This window comes from Legionella sp. W05-934-2 (assembly GCF_964199965.1).
Taxonomy (GTDB): domain Bacteria; phylum Pseudomonadota; class Gammaproteobacteria; order Legionellales; family Legionellaceae; genus JAFIFT01.
On the sequence record NZ_CAXMZT010000007.1, the window covers coordinates 54,905 to 70,548 of the forward strand.

Sequence of the window (15,644 nt, forward strand, 5' to 3'; positions counted from 1 at the left end):
GCCCTTTGGGCACCTTCTCCCCATGCCTGGGGAGAAGGGAAAATGAAGGGGCATATTTTTTAGTATAACACATTCAATTAGTTACAAATGCTTGCATGGACTTAATAAAAGTGTAATCCTAAAACCATTCTTCTCCTAACACACTATCTTCGATGCATTTGCCATTATCGACTCTTTTTATATCACTGATTGTTCTTGTCATCGCTTCTGCATTTTTCTCGGGGTCAGAAATTGGCATGATGTCACTTAACCGATATCGCTTACGCCATTTGGTGAAACAAAAAAATAAAAATGCTATCCGCGTCAACCAATTACTGAGTAAGCCCGATAAATTACTCGGTGTGATACTTATTGGCAATACCTTGGCAAATATTGTTGCTTCTACCATCGCAACATTAATTGGTCAACGGTTATATGGCGATGTGGGCGTGGCAATTGCTACCATCAGTTTAACATTAATCATTCTTGTCTTTTCTGAAATGACGCCAAAAACATTGGCGGCTATTCACCCACAAAAAGTTGCTTTTTTTTCATCCTTACCACTCAAGATCTTGCAACAAATTTTAATGCCGATTGTGTATGCTACTAGTTGGATTGCCAACAACCTTATCAAGTTATGTGGCATCTCACTCAGTGATGCCCAACATGAACATTTAACCGGAGAAGAGCTTCGCTCCGTTGTTCATGAAGCGGGTGTTATGTTACCGATTGAACATAAAAGCATGCTAATCAGTTTGCTGGATTTAGAACAAGCAACGGTTGAAGACATCATGATTCCAAAATCGGAGGTCACTGGCCTCGATTTAGATTTGCCTTGGCATGATTTGTTAGATCAAATTGAAACCGCCCAGCACACTCGTTTGCCTTTGTACCATGGTAATATCGATAATTTGATTGGCATGATCCACATTCGCGATATTTTACATTTACAAATGGACGATTCGCTAACCCTTGAGAATATATTGGAAAAGGCCAATAAGCCATACTATGTCCCTGAAGCCACCACCTTAAATATCCAACTCTTGCATTTTCAAAAGACAAAACAACGAAGCTGTTTTGTGGTGGATGAATATGGCGATCTGCTTGGCTTAGCCACCATGGAAGATATATTGGAAGAAGTCGTGGGTGAATTTACCACGGATGTCGCCGCATTAGAAAAAGACATCACTCCTCAAGAGGATGGGTCTTACATTGTCGATGGTGGCATCACCATTCGTCAATTAAATCGGTTATTACATTGGAACCTCCCCTTGATAGGCCCTCGCACGTTGAGTGGCCTTATCATCGAACATTTAGGCACCATCCCCCCGGCTAATTGCTGCTTGCGCCTGGGCAAATATCAAATAGATATTCTCAAAGTCAGTGATAATATGATCCGGTCCATACGCATGTTCCAAATAAAATCTAAGGCACCCCCCCCCAAAAAAAAATAAGTGGACCTACCCACATTTGGTTTACTGCTTGCTAAGGTACACTAGGTAACGTCCCTGAAGTTTTTTTAGATTAAAATAGTGATAGTTGCATTCAATCAAAATCGACACGGACACGGACACGGACACGGATACTGATACAGAAACCGGTAGGGATGGATTTAGATAATAACTAACGTTTCATGTAGGTATACTCAACAAACGTAACCGTTTGAATCGACTAGTGTCTTGTTAAGGTGAAATAACGGGGATTCAATTGCCTACCGTTTAATCCTGACATCGGAAGTGAACATATAGCCACCATTTCGGATAGTTTTAATCAACATCGGATGTTTCGGATCATATTCAATTTTTTGTCTTAGCCGGCTTACCTGGACGTCTATACGACGATCAAGGGGACTTAAATCTTCATCGTCATGTTGACCTTGTAATAAAAAATCCCGGCTAAGAATTTCATGGGGATGGCGGACAAATGCTAACATCATCTCGAATTCTCCCGTGCTCAATGAAAGTTCTTGTCCTGATAGATGAACCAATTTTCGCGATCGTAAAAACAGCTGCCAATCGCCAAATTGAAATATTTCATCATCATACACGGCTCGATGTTCCGTCACTCGTCTTGCGATGACATTAATTCGTGCATGGAGCTCACGGAGGTGGATTGGTTTCACTAAAAAATCATCCGCGCCCGCTTCCAAGTATTGAATGCATAAATCCTCATCAAACTTATCATGGAGAATGATTATGGCAACCGGGTATTGATGGTAAAATTCATGCAGATTTTCAGCATTATTTATCATGGCACTATCGACAATCACAGCCTCAGGCAAAAAGCGTTCTTGTAATTTTGGTGGGAAGTGATGTTGCTGACTGACCTGATAATTAAACTGCGCAAAATATTGCTCAGTTTCCTGGGTAAGGGGATCGGGCTGTATAAATATTATGTGGTGACTCAGAATTGTCATAGTGTATGCGTTTATTATTTCATATTAGCTTATCATACTGAACAAATGATGATTTTTAAAGTGACGCGTACTCGCATGTGAATAAATAATAAACTGGCTTCATTCGCTTTCCTATGAGAGTATATAATATATACCTAAAGGAGCCCAGAATATGCAAGGAAATGCGCCTTTCTCTGATTGGCATTCTGATCCCAAAAACCAATCTGTTGCGGAGTTAATGTGGTTAATCAAAAATACCGAAGCACCGCTAAATTCCCTATTAGCGTTAAAATTCGAAGAAGCGCCTTATGAAGCATTGCTTAAAAAACTTGAATACTGTACCTCACTCCTGCACCAATTGCGCCATTTCTATCCGCCTGTTGATTATTCCCCTAAAAGCGAACCAACGGTAAGCAACGATAGGCAAGCCATCATTCAACGCTGGCAACAACAAAGTATCGCATTTAAACAATCAGCGAATCGCGAGGAAAAAGCAACCTGCATTGCAGAGATGATTGATTGCCTGCACAAATTAACCATGATTTATCAACAGCACGCATCATCCCAACAATTTTCCCAAAAGAGCGAAACCTTACCATTGGAAAGTTTATCTAGCTGGTTTCTATCGTTTATTGATTTAATCCGGCACCAACAAGACAACCCTGCCTGGGCAACTGATTTTTTCCATCAGCTTAACACCAGTGCCTACCAAGATCTTTATCAAATGTTGACGCATGATGATACGGCTCATTTGATGTTCCATGTTTATTACTACAAACTATTTCCCGATCAATTATCCCAGCATTCAAAGCATCCCGATTTTCTGATTTCACTCGATCATCGCTTATCGTTTCTTTATCAACGCATTGAGCAATTTATTGAAACGTTTATTTCAATTAGCAAAAACCTGTATCATCTTGCACCAAAAAATTTCTTATGCCATGGCAACCAACTTCCAAAAGGAATTACACTTCGTTCAAAAGAAACGTATCGCCAATTAATCATGGAAGGGCTTAAAAAACTAAATAGCAAAGTGGCTATTACAGAACAAACTCCCACCGCCGAAATCATTGACGCTATTTTTCGGTCTTATCAATTTTGGTTTAATCCATGTCGACTTCTGGATGCCATTTTTATGTTATGCAAGCGCTTACAACTTTCAATCCATCAACCATTAGGCACAACATTATATAGCCATATGGTAAATGCCTTTCAATCGCTTGAAGTCGATGCATGTATCAACCTATATGGCTATTTTAGTAACAACGACACATTGTATTTATTAAGAGTCTTGTATTATATAAGCCAAGGAAGAAAGTTGTCGCAACTGCCAACACTATCAGAGGCCCAATGTCAATTAATCGACTTCTTCTATCAAGCGTTAATGCAAGTGACTGATGCACTTTCTGAATCGCTTAATGCGAGAAATTTGCCTTGTAAAGCGATTGAAGTCGATAAAACCGCGAAAGCCCCTAGCCCAAGCAAACGTAATCTTCAAGCGATTCTTCATATTATCGCAACCTACTGTGAAACCGCGGGTACAGGACCAAGCTTGGAAAGTTTATTTGCAGAATTAGAACACGACACGAGGGAACAGCGCTAACTCGTCTTGGGTTATTTAACGGTTGTGTTAAGATGCCAATTATAAATATACCCATCAATTGTTTTGATATGGCGAAGTTGTTTTTTAAGGGGTTCTTTTGCAAACAAGGCTAGATGCTGAATCAAATCGCCATCATTGATACCAAAATCACGGGCAAACCATTTATACATTTTTGATAGGATCAGATGTCCTCCAATTACCTGCGCACCACGTTTACAATTAATATAGGCTGTCGCAGCATCATTGAGTTGTGTTTCAATATTTTCGCCATCAAAGGGGACTAATGGCAAATTGGCTGAACCGATGGAACCATTATTAATGGCATAATGGGTACGAGCATCATTCCAAATGGGGCGAATAATTCGATTATGGATATCCTCTAATGACAAGGGGATATTTTTCACTCGAACTAAACGTGCACCCCATGGCCCAACGCTAAATAAACCCGGCGATATATTAATATCTTGAATACTACTTACCGGATAATAACGATAAACGATTGAAATAGTCAGCGCATTATATAAATTTAGCCAGTAGGCTAGCTGTTCATCACGATTATAGTTATCAATATCAATTTGCTCTAGAAAATGGATGTATTGCTGTAACTTTGCAATATCTGCTTTGGTTATCGCAGGATAGTTCACTAAATGAATATCCTCATGATTGACAACCACATGATGTTTTAAGAAATCGCGCCAAAGCGTATGATCGATCGTTTGTTTAGATAATGGATTATTTGCCTCCCAAATCGGCCAGAGTTCTTTTTGATACATAGCCAGGGAATGCTGAGAAAATAAAAGGCTTATAACAGCTATCAGAAATAGGGAGAAACGCTTAGTCATGTTGTAATGCGGCACGGTGTTGTAAGGCACGGCTAATCGTATAGCCATCTAGGAATTCTAACTCCCCACCCGAAGGAATACCTTGTGCGAGTTGACTCAGCACGATGTCTAGGGGTTTTAGCATTTGCTGAATATGGTAGATGGTCGTTTGTCCTTCAATCGAGGGGCTAATCGCTAAAATAACTTCCTTGATTGCACCGGACTGAACACGGTTGTAGAGTTCAGGCAAGCCAATATCTTCTGGTCCCAAGCCATCAAGTGGTGAAATCTTTCCATTGAGAACAAAATAGGTCCCTTTAAAAACATGACTTTGCTCAATTGCCATCACATCAACGGGTGATTCCACTACACATAGCGTTGCGGGATCACGCTTTTCATCTGCGCAAATTGGACAAATAGCCTGCTCAGCAAAAAAACGGCATTGTTGGCATGCATGCACCCCATTCATCGCCTTTTCAAGGCAAGTTGCTAAGTGTAAACCACGTTGACGATTGGTTCGTAGCAAATGAAAAACCATGCGTTGAGCCGATTTTGGCCCAACACCTGGTAAACATCGTAATGCATCGGCTAATTGTTCGACAAGGGTCATGAACTATGTTTATTCCTTGCCTTCATCTTTCATAAAGTCTTGAGGAATATTTAATCCAGCAGTTAATTGACGAATTTTTTCTTGAGATTTTTTCTCAACGCGATCCGTTGCCGAGTTAATAGCAGCTAACACCAAGTCTTGTAACATGCTGCTATCGGATACATCTTCATCCAATAAAGAGTCATCAATCGTCACTTCCAAAGCCTGATGACGACCATTCATTTTAACTTTAACCATGCCACCGCCGGCTTCGCCCACGACGACCATTTCAGTCAACTCATTTTGTGCTTGTTGCATTCGCTCTTGCATCTTTTGAGCTTCTTTCATTAGGTTAGATAAATCAGCCATGAAAACCTCGCTGTTGTTTCAAATAATAACATTATAGTTCATCTGATAAAAAAGTTATAGAATTTTCGAGCACATTTGCTGAAAAACTTTCTTGAATTTCTTTTACCACCGGATCTGACGCTATCGCCTCAAAGGCTTTTTTTTTATCCTCGGCCTCTTTGGCTGCTTGAATTTTTGCTGGCGTATTATGAACTTCCGGCAATTCTTCAATATGCAACTTGATGGGCCGGTTAAAATGGGCAGCTAAAGCGTCAGAAATTCGCTCTCGCACAGAAGGGATAAACAAAGACAAATGTCCACCATGCGTGACCAAATATATCGCATTCTCTTCTAATGTCTTTAAAGACGTGTTATCGAGTGCTGTCTTTGCCATGCCAGACACATTCAATTTGGCAACAAGACTTGCCCAATCGGTCGGTGTATCCATTGTTTGCTCTTTGCCATCTGGTTTATCTGCTTTGACCTTCGTGTGCGTGTCTGATTTCTTGGTTTCAATCGGCTCAGACAAGGGCTCTGCTGAATCTTGGAGCTCAGGCGATTTTGGCGGGTTTGTGCTACCCGTTTGGGGCATTACCAATGGTTCAGTTTGTTCTGTTTGATTCGATTTTTTTGAGCCTGTATGCTCGACCTCCACCACCGGTGATTGGCCGCTAACGGTTGCATTTGCAATCGATGCTTTAGCTGTGGTTTGTGGCGGATTACTGAATAAGCCAGAACTACTTTTAGCATTTGATGTGCCATCAGGCTTTGTTTGTTTTGGCATTGGCCCAAACTGAAGCAGGCGTATCAAGGTCACATCAAACCCAATTGCTGGCATGGGTGCCAACGATAATGCTTCTTGGCCATTTAGTAAAATTTGATAAAAAAGTTGTAAATCCTCGCCCGACCAATAATTTGCTAACTCGGTTAATGCATCATTTAAGGATGGAACACCGTCGATGTTGCCAACTTGCTGATAGATCATCATTTGGTGTAAATGTTGCAACAATTGTTCGTTAACGTACGAATAATGCCCACCTTCCTGACCAATCTTTGCAGCGATAGTCAGCATTGTTTGCGCATCATTGCCTGCGAGTGCCTGTAAGAGGTGCAGCGCATAATCTTGTTGAGTGTAACCTAACATATTTTGGGTAGACGTTAAGGTTACTTGTTGATTACCAATCGCTAACGCTTGGTCGAGTAAACTCAATCCATCACGCATGCTACCTTGTGCTGCATGGGCAATCACTTCGATCGCTGATTGTTCGTAAGATAACGACTCAGCCGTTAATATTTCGATTAATTGGGCAATGATGGCTTGTTCACTAATCGCTCGTAAACTAAATTGCAAACAACGAGACAAAACCGTCACAGGAATTTTTTGAGGATCGGTGGTAGCTAAGAAAAATTTGACATGTGCGGGGGGTTCTTCCAGTGTTTTCAGCAACGCATTAAAACTGCTTTGGGAAAGCATATGAACTTCGTCGATCAAATAGATTTTGAAGCGACCTTGTGTTGGCAAATACTGCGCATTATCGAGCATCTGTCGCGTATCTTCGACCCCAGTTTTCGATGCAGCATCAATCTCAATTAAATCAAGAAAACGACCCTGTTCAATAGCAACACACGCATCACATTGTAAGCATGGCTCGGCACTTATTCCCTGTTCGCAATTCAAGGCTTTGGCAAAAAGGCGTGCAATGCTGGTTTTACCGACGCCACGGGTACCTGTAAAAAGATAGGCATGATGTAAGCGTTGCTCTTTGAGGGAATGTATGAGGGCCTGGCTGACATGGTCCTGCCCAATCAGCTGGGAAAAAGTTCGAGGACGCCATTTGCGTGCTAGGGCAATATAGCTCATTGACTCGTATCACCTCTAAGTTTGGGCGGCGGTTTCAAAAGCCACACCCCGACGCCCGAATCCACTGCTACCGCTGCTCCCTTCCGGGCCTGACGGGGTTCACAGGTTTTCGTCGTGAGGGGACCTAGGAAACCACCCTAACTGGAAACGTCATGGTAACAAAGTTGCTATTGAAATGCTAGCAAATTTGGCGATTTTGCCTAGGTAACAAAAAAACAACCTTCGTCTGATAACGTGAACGTTTGCGTTATCGTCTGCGTTACCGTATCTAAGCATCTATTTTCATGAGCGCGCTCTAGCCAATTTAACTGATGCAAAATTGCTTCGTGTTATCTAGCAAATGGATTATTTAAAACAATCGTTGAATCACGTTCAGGCCCGGTTGATAAAATGTCAACAGGAACTTCCAGCAAGCTTTCCAGCCGCTTGATATACGCCAATGCATTCGCAGGCAATTGTTTTAAATCAGTGATGTCTGCTGTCGATTCAGTCCAGCCTGGCATGCTTTCATAAACAGGTGTTATCCCTTGAAAAGCATCTGCAGATTGGAGCGGATAGTCTATACGGCTACCATCGGGCTTTTCATAAGCAACAGCGATTTTAATCGTATCTAGGCCATCAAGCACATCTAATTTTGTAAGACATAAGCCCGTAATGCTATTCAACTCAATGGATCGCCTCAACAAAACCGCATCAAACCAACCACATCGCCGTGGACGACCGGTCACTGCACCAAACTCACAACCACGATCTGCCAAACGTCGGCCAATGTCGTCCTGCAATTCCGTTGGGAAAGGTCCGCCACCCACTCGGGTTGTATACGCTTTTGTGATCCCTAATATATAATCAAGAAAACGAGGCCCCACACCGGCACCATTGGTCACTGATCCCACGCAAGTATTGGATGAAGTGACGAAGGGGTAAGTGCCATGGTCAATATCTAAATAGACGCCTTGCGCGCCTTCAAAAAGAATATTATCTCCTTGACGGCGATGGGCGTGTAGCATAGCCGTGATATCCCCAACCATCGGCTTCAATTCATTTGCCCAATGCTTAGTCGCACTGATTACTTCCTCTTCAGAAACGGGATCCGCTTGATAAAGCTGAGTTAAAAGAAAATTATGGTACGATAATAAGCTTGTGAGCTTTTGTTGGCATAAATTTTCATCGAATAAATCAGCCACTTTGACCGCTCGACGTGCCACTTTATCTTCATAAGCAGGTCCAATGCCACGACCCGTCGTACCAATGGCAGAGCTACCCTTTGCTTTTTCTCGAGCCTTATCTAAAGCAATATGAGAAGGTAATATCAAGGGACAAGCGCCACTGATATGAAGGCGTGAGCGAACATCAATCCCCCTCGCTTCAAGTTCTTGGATTTCACCTAGCAAGGCATCCGGCGCCACCACCACACCGTTGCCGATATAGCAATGAACATGCGCTCTTAATATACCAGAAGGGATAAGCCGAAGTATCGTCTTCTCTCCATTGATTTTCAGGGTATGTCCTGCGTTATGGCCACCTTGGAAACGAGCAACAGCTTTTGCATCTTGCATCATCAAGTCAACAATTTTACCTTTGCCTTCATCACCCCACTGGGTGCCGACAATGACAACATTTTTACCCATAATCAACTCTTTTTATATATGGTGAACTATCGTTAATAAAACAACGCCAAATACCATACTGATTAAACCAGCTTTTCGTATCGTATCTTGATTTAACAAACTCAAGCGCAACATGTTGCTACGCCATTTTGATGGACTGATAAAAGGTAACATTCCTTCTATCACAAACACCAGAGCAATTGCTGATAAAAAATCAATTAACATCTGATCTCCAGACTATTTTTCACCTGCTGCATTGAGCACCGGAATTATTCGACATGACTCGTTCATGGTTGCCAACCAGATAATAAAAGAAAGCTGTCTAGCAGCTTTTGACACGTCAGCACGCTGAATAAAGCACCCCTCAATCAGCCCAATAAAAAAGGGTTAAGCGTACTTAACCCTATTCGGTTAGTTTGAGCAGAGCCATCGTGAAGCAACGCTTTATCCAGATGGCCAGGTGACTAAACTGGTTGGTCACGCAAATAGCCCATCAATGTATTATCTCAGGGCATTATACTTAGTTTTTTTTCGGATTACCATTGCTATTGGTAAGTGAATGCTTGAAGTAGTCAAAGAATGAGCTACTTTGATCTAATACCAAAATATCTTGCTTATTATTAAAGCTATCCTGATAGGCGCGCAAGCTGCGATAAAATCGGTAGAAAATCTCATCTTTCGCATAAGCATTCGCATAAATTGCCGCGGCTTTCGCATCAGCGAGTGCTCTTGTTTCTTTTGCTTTTTTTATGGCTTCCGATTTTATAATGGTGACTTCAGCATCAGCAGAAGCCTTAATTGCTTCAGCCTTAGACTGACCATCAGCACGATGTCCCCGCGCAATTTTCTCCATATCAGCGCGCATCCGCTGATATATTGCGTTTGACGTAGAAGGTGGTAGCTCAATCCCCTTGATGCGGACATCAACCACTTCTATCCCTAATGTATCCGCTTTCTCTTCCGCCTTTTGTCGCAATTCATTCATCACTTCATCGCGGCTGTCAGAGACAACTTGGGAGATAGTCCGTTTTCCAAACTCAGCCCGTAACCGGGTATTGATCTGCTGCTCCAGTAGTGTTTCGGCCTTGAAAGCAATCCCACCCGTCGATTTAAAATAGCTGGGTAAATTTTCAATACGCCATTTCACATAATAATCAGCAATAACATCTTTCTTCTCTTTAGTCACAATACGAGAAGATTTAATATCCAAGGTTTGCAGACGCACATCAAAAACACGGACGCTTTCAATAAAAGGCCATTTGAAATGTAGACCAGGTTGTAAAATGATGGTTTGGTTTGATGAATCAGTTTTTAATCGGCCGAGACGCAACAATAAACCATTATAGCCTTGACTGATTGTGAACACCGTTGAAAGAATACCAATCAAAACGAAAAACACCACCACGGCAACGGTTGTTTTAATACCATTCATCTAGATATCCTCCCCTTGACTATACGTCTTACGGATTTGTTGACGCCCGGAAGAGATGCTATTTTGCATCTCATCTAATTGTTTATTTTGTGAATCATCCAGTGACATTATCTGCGATGACATCCCTTTTTGATTAACTAATTTTTCCAAAGGCAGGTACATCAAATTACCCGATTTGCCATCAACGATGATTTTGCTTGACTGACTTAACACCTGTTGCATGGTATCAAAATACATTCGATCAGACGTTACTTTGGGCGCATTTTTATAAGGTGACAAAAGTGCGATAAATTCAGCCACGTCTCCTTCAGCCTTATTAACTGCTTGTTCCACATAGGCCCGTGCTTCTTGGAAAATTCGCTTGGCTTGACCTTTTGCAATTGGTACAACTTGTGCTTCATAAGCCTTTGCCTGCTCGATAAAGCGTTTTTCATCTTCTTGCGCTTTGATGGCATCATCAAACGCATCCTGAACGCTCTCAGGTGCCCTTGCAGGTTGTGGGGAAACACTAACAACCATAATCCCGACTTTGTAACGATTTAAAATAGCCTCCAAGGAAGTCTGAACACTTGCACCCCACGTTTCGCGGCCTTCGGTAATAATTTCATTCAAGGTGGTTGTCCCAATCACTTGGCGCAAGGCGCTTGATGTTGCTTGACGGAGGCTTTCTTGAGGGTCAGTTACTTCAAACAAATAATTTTTTAAATCGGCAATGCGATATTGAACGGCCAACGAAACTTGCACCAAATTCTCATCGCTGGTCAACATCTGACCCGAATAAGAATAGTCCATGACGCTTTCGACATTACGAATAATCTTGGTTGAAATGATTCGCGGAATCCAATGAGGTCCTGAACCGACCGTGTTCACATATTTTCCGAAACGAAGAATAGCCGCTTGCTCAGCGGGTTGAACAATGAAGATTCCAGAAAGTAGCCAAATCACGAATAAAGCAGCAAATACTATGCCAATGATAAACCCCCCTCCGGGTGGTGTCGTTTCATCATTGCTACCTCCGCGTCCTTTACCACCCATGAACGATTTTTTCAGCTTTTGTTGAAATCGTTTCAAGGCTTCATCCAAATCAGGCGGCTCCTGTTTTCCACCCCAGGGATCTTTTTCATTTCCTGAATCATTCCATCCCATTGTCTATTCTCCGGAAAATGGCTAAAACTAGCATTTTATGGGGAACTTTGCAGGAAGGCAAGTGATAAGGTAAATGACAGAGCAACTGCGTCGAATTGAAACAGCGTCGTTGCGACCCAGAACGCCGTCTAGGGCAAGCAACGACCTCAAGTAATCCACTAGGCTTTTTCTAGTTGCAGCATGACATCTTGGTTAAAATTAGCGACGATCAATCCTAATAATTTCACTAATTGGCGATAATCTTGGATGTCAAAAACACCGGCTTGCTGATGGGCATAACGCATGGGAATACCAAGATTTATGACGGGCACACCTTTACCAGAGGTTTGTATCCTGGCACCGTCTTCACCGTATCCGGATTCTAGCTCAAGCTGTAGAGGAATATTGTTTTTTCGGGCAAGCGCTATCACCCACTCAACCAGCGCTTGATTGGGGATCATACTCCTATCATAAACAAACAACGTCGGTCCAGCACCCAACTTGATATGATTTTTTCGTTTTGCGGAAACTTCAGGATAATCATCGGCCAAGCCAATTTCAACGTTAATCGCAACATCCGCTTGCGTACTAGCATAAATAGTGCTCGCGCCACGCATCCCTACTTCTTCTTGCACGGTTGCTGCAGCAAATAATTGATTGGGTTGATGACGAGGAGAAACATTTTTCAACGTGTCAGTGATGGCAGCAAGGCCAATTCGGTCATCCAATGCTTTGGCAAGATAGCGTCTGTCGCTTAGCTTGGTAAACTTGCTGGCTGGCGCAATTGCTAGTCCTGGGCGTATGCCAAATTGTTGCTCAGCTTGTTGCTTACTAGTAGCACCGATGTCAATAAACAATTTACTAAAATCAGGTGTCTTTGTTTTATAGTCATCTTTTAATAAGTGAGGTGCATCAAAGCCACTATATCCCGTGACCACCCCAGAGGGCGTTTGGATATGCCACCGTTGTGCAAATGTGACAGGACCATAGATGCCGCCAATTGCCTGTACTCTAATGAAACCATCATCGGTGATTGAGTCAACCATCAGACCCACTTCATCCATATGAGACATCAGCAATAAGCGGGGGCCTTGTTGGTTATTGCTATGACCCGTAATAATATTCCCCATCCCATCGGATTTAAAATCTCGGGTATAGGGCTGCCAATGCTCTTTTAACCATAAACGGACCGGTTTTTCAAAACCAGAAATTGCGGCTATTTCACTTAATTGGGCGATGTTTTGAAGATCTGCATCCATTGCCTTGTTAGCACCTACTGCATGGCAACTGATGGCGAACAACAATCCACTTGCTAACCATTTTTTCATATCATCTCCTATTGACTTACTCTTTTTTAAATATTAAATCCCACACACCGTGTCCTAATTTTTCGCCTCGCTGTTCAAATTTGGTTAAAGGTCTTGAGGCTGGCCGAGGCACATAGCTATTCGTTTGCGATTGATTGGTGAGATGAGTATTCTCGCTCAAGACATTCAACATCTGCAAAGCATAGGGTTGCCAGTCCGTGGCGCAATGGATAAACCCACCTGGCTTTAATTTATCAACCATTTTGGCAACCCAATCGGATTGAATCAATCGGCGTTTATGATGTTTGGTTTTATGCCAAGGATCGGGAAAGAAAATTTGAAACCCGTCCACCGAATTATCAGCCACATAGTCTTGGATTATCGAAACAGCATCTTGATCGATGATACGAATATTAGTTAATGCTTTTTCATGAATTAAAAAGGCAATATTGCCAATTCCTGCTTGATGCACTTCAATTCCCACATAATTAAGCTCGGGATTTTGCTCAGCCATGGTGACCAACGTCTGCCCCATGCCAAAACCAATCTCGATGATCGTGGGTGCATTTCGACCAAACAGCATCTGCCATTGCCATAGCCCTGGCTCTAGTGGCAGGACATAGTCTGCGAAATAATCACTTAATCCTTTGTTTTGGCGAGCAGTCAAACGACCACCTCGCCTAACAAAACTGCGAATCTTGCGTTTCAAGTTAACCTCGTTAAAACTCGGATGAGATTTGTGGCGCAAATTGTTGTATATTTTGTTTAAATTGCTGCTTAATTTGGGTCAAGGCCAGCTCATCATCGGCCTCAAATCGAGCCACTAAGCAAGGGGTGGTGTTGGAAGCTCTTAATAGGCCCCATCCCTTATCAAACTCAACTCGCATCCCATCCAAGGTAATTTTTTTACCCCCGGTGAATACCGACTTATCGACTAATGTCTGCATCGTGCTAAATTTCACCGACTCATCCACCGGAAGATGTATTTCAGGTGTGCTAACACTATCGGGAACGTCTTCGAACTGTTGATCCGCATCCCGGTCATCGTCACTGAGCAACTCGAGTAGCCGGCAGGCGCTATATAACGCGTCGTCAAAACCAAACCACCGGTGCTTGAAAAAGATATGGCCACTTAGCTCCCCCGCTAACGCCGCTTTTTCTTGTTGCATAACCCGCTTTAGAACAGAATGGCCTGTTGGCGACATCACCGGTCTCCCACCATAGGATTCGATATATCGAGGAAGGTTGGCTGAACATTTCACATCGTAGACAATCGTCGCACCGGGTTCTGCTTTTAATACGCCTTTAGATAACATCATCATCACCCTGTCAGCCCAGATTAAGCGCCCTTTTGGGGTGATGACGCCTAATCGGTCAGCATCCCCATCAAAGGCAAAGCCAATATCCGCTTGGGTTTCTTTAACTAATTTTTTTAAATCGCTTAAATTCGCTTCAATGGTGGGATCGGGGTGATGATTGGGAAAACGTCCATCCACATCGCAATACAAGGGAATCACCGTGCAACCCATCGCTGTTAAAACCTCAGGGACATATCGACCGGCAATACCATTGCCACAATCAACAACCACTTTGAAATGTCGCTTGATGCGATGGTCAGAAACAATCCGATCCCGATAAACATCAAAAATGGCAGTGGTTTGGTATGTGCCTTCTCCGCGATGAAAGGTTTTATTGACAATCAGATTTTTTAATTGTTGAATGTCGTCAAATACGAGCGTTCGTCCGGCAATCACCATTTTAATCCCATTATCTGACGCCGGGTTATGGCTTCCCGTGACCATCACACCGCAATCGCTTCGCTGTTGATAGGTTGCGAAATAGAGCATAGGGGAAGTGACTTCGCCCAAATCAATGACATCAATACCACTATCGATTAACCCTGCTGACATCGCTTTTGCTAACTGCGGGCTTGTTAACCGACCATCTCGACCCAGGTATATGACTTGTCGGTCCTGCTGTTTCATTAAGGTGGCTATCGCGTTACCAATGGTGTAATAGGCATTTTCTGAAAAAGCAGTGCCAATCTGGCCTCGAATATCATAGGCACGGAAAACGCTATCTGGAATAGCAACAATTTCATAGGCCATTATTGCCTCCCAGAACTGCCAAAGCCACCTTCGCCCCGATCGGTTTGATTAAATTCATCGACAACTTCAAAAGAGGCTTGAATCACTGGAACAAAGACGAGCTGAGCAATCCGGTCACCTGGCTCAATGGTAAAATAATCGTTTCCTCGATTCCAACAGGATACCTTTAGCTCCCCTTGATAGTCTGAATCAATTAAACCCACTAAATTACCCAATACAATGCCGTGTTTATGGCCTAACCCTGATCGCGGTAAAATGACAGCAGCCAAACTCGTATCACCAATATGGATGGCCATGCCTGTTGGAATCAACAATGTTTCGCCAGGAGCAAGTTGGTATGCGCTTTCAAGGCACGCCCGTAAATCAATGCCAGCCGAACCATCCGTTGCATACGTTGGCATGGGGAAATCATTCCCTAAGCGCGGGTCTAACCGTTTTAGTTGTATTTTTCTATCCATTATGTATGCCT

General features: G+C 42.8%; 15 protein-coding genes and 1 other RNA gene. 2 read left to right on the forward strand and 14 right to left on the reverse strand.

The features are described 5' to 3' along the window. The first annotated feature begins 200 nt into the window (after positions 1–200). Positions 201–1,433 (forward strand): HlyC/CorC family transporter, encoded by a 1,233-nt coding sequence (locus tag AB3348_RS09375; RefSeq protein ID WP_367607457.1) that lies wholly within the window; start codon positions 201–203, stop codon positions 1,431–1,433. A gap of 257 nt (positions 1,434–1,690) precedes the next feature. Here the strand turns inward: AB3348_RS09375 and AB3348_RS09380 are convergent, their stop codons facing one another. Continuing rightward, positions 1,691–2,395, reverse strand: coding sequence for a winged helix-turn-helix domain-containing protein (locus tag AB3348_RS09380; protein ID WP_367607346.1), 705 nt, complete (start codon positions 2,393–2,395; stop codon positions 1,691–1,693). A 151-nt stretch (positions 2,396–2,546) separates the two neighbouring features. Here AB3348_RS09380 and AB3348_RS09385 point away from each other — a divergent pair, with 151 nt between their 5' ends. Next, positions 2,547–3,977, forward strand: a complete 1,431-nt coding sequence (locus AB3348_RS09385; RefSeq protein ID WP_367607347.1) for a hypothetical protein — start codon at positions 2,547–2,549, stop codon at positions 3,975–3,977. Between the two features lie 11 nt (positions 3,978–3,988). On the opposite strand, the gene AB3348_RS09390 is transcribed toward AB3348_RS09385, so the two are convergent. From AB3348_RS09390 to dut, 13 genes are all read right to left on the reverse strand, one after another. Beyond that, complete coding sequence (locus AB3348_RS09390) at positions 3,989–4,819, reverse strand: DUF547 domain-containing protein (protein WP_367607458.1); 831 nt, start codon at positions 4,817–4,819, stop codon at positions 3,989–3,991. Further along, on the reverse strand, positions 4,812–5,408 hold the full coding sequence (recR, locus tag AB3348_RS09395; RefSeq protein WP_367607348.1) for a recombination mediator RecR: 597 nt from the start codon (positions 5,406–5,408) through the stop codon (positions 4,812–4,814). The genes AB3348_RS09390 and recR overlap by 8 nt, the downstream gene beginning before the upstream one ends. Positions 5,409–5,417: 9 nt before the next feature. Then, positions 5,418–5,756: a YbaB/EbfC family nucleoid-associated protein gene (locus AB3348_RS09400; protein WP_367607349.1), complete on the reverse strand. Its 339-nt coding sequence runs from the start codon at positions 5,754–5,756 to the stop codon at positions 5,418–5,420. Positions 5,757–5,787: 31 nt separating this feature from the next. Next, positions 5,788–7,596 carry a DNA polymerase III subunit gamma/tau gene (dnaX, locus tag AB3348_RS09405; protein ID WP_367607350.1) on the reverse strand — a complete coding sequence of 603 codons (1,809 nt, stop codon included), beginning with the start codon at positions 7,594–7,596 and terminating at the stop codon, positions 5,788–5,790. A 32-nt stretch (positions 7,597–7,628) separates the two neighbouring features. Beyond that, positions 7,629–7,725, reverse strand: an RNA gene (gene ffs / locus AB3348_RS09410) — signal recognition particle sRNA small type. A 200-nt stretch (positions 7,726–7,925) separates the two neighbouring features. Further along, the gene (locus AB3348_RS09415) at positions 7,926–9,224 is read right to left on the reverse strand and encodes an adenylosuccinate synthase (protein ID WP_367607351.1); all 1,299 of its coding nucleotides are present in this window, start codon (positions 9,222–9,224) and stop codon (positions 7,926–7,928) included. A gap of 12 nt (positions 9,225–9,236) precedes the next feature. Further along, on the reverse strand, positions 9,237–9,428 hold the full coding sequence (locus AB3348_RS09420; RefSeq protein WP_367607352.1) for a DUF2065 domain-containing protein: 192 nt from the start codon (positions 9,426–9,428) through the stop codon (positions 9,237–9,239). A 295-nt stretch (positions 9,429–9,723) separates the two neighbouring features. Continuing rightward, the gene (hflC, locus tag AB3348_RS09425) at positions 9,724–10,635 is read right to left on the reverse strand and encodes a protease modulator HflC (protein WP_367607353.1); all 912 of its coding nucleotides are present in this window, start codon (positions 10,633–10,635) and stop codon (positions 9,724–9,726) included. After that, complete coding sequence (gene hflK, locus AB3348_RS09430) at positions 10,636–11,781, reverse strand: FtsH protease activity modulator HflK (protein WP_367607354.1); 1,146 nt, start codon at positions 11,779–11,781, stop codon at positions 10,636–10,638. Positions 11,782–11,939: 158 nt separating this feature from the next. After that, positions 11,940–13,088: a M42 family metallopeptidase gene (locus AB3348_RS09435; protein WP_367607355.1), complete on the reverse strand. Its 1,149-nt coding sequence runs from the start codon at positions 13,086–13,088 to the stop codon at positions 11,940–11,942. A 16-nt stretch (positions 13,089–13,104) separates the two neighbouring features. Continuing rightward, positions 13,105–13,776, reverse strand: a complete 672-nt coding sequence (trmB, locus tag AB3348_RS09440) for a tRNA (guanosine(46)-N7)-methyltransferase TrmB (protein WP_367607356.1) — start codon at positions 13,774–13,776, stop codon at positions 13,105–13,107. Positions 13,777–13,786: 10 nt separating this feature from the next. Then, positions 13,787–15,175 carry a phosphomannomutase/phosphoglucomutase gene (locus tag AB3348_RS09445; RefSeq protein ID WP_367607357.1) on the reverse strand — a complete coding sequence of 463 codons (1,389 nt, stop codon included), beginning with the start codon at positions 15,173–15,175 and terminating at the stop codon, positions 13,787–13,789. Next, entirely contained in the window at positions 15,175–15,633 is a 459-nt protein-coding gene (dut, locus tag AB3348_RS09450) for a dUTP diphosphatase (RefSeq protein ID WP_367607358.1), read from the reverse strand. Before dut ends, AB3348_RS09445 begins: the two co-directional genes overlap by 1 nt. Between the last annotated feature and the right edge of the window lie 11 nt (positions 15,634–15,644).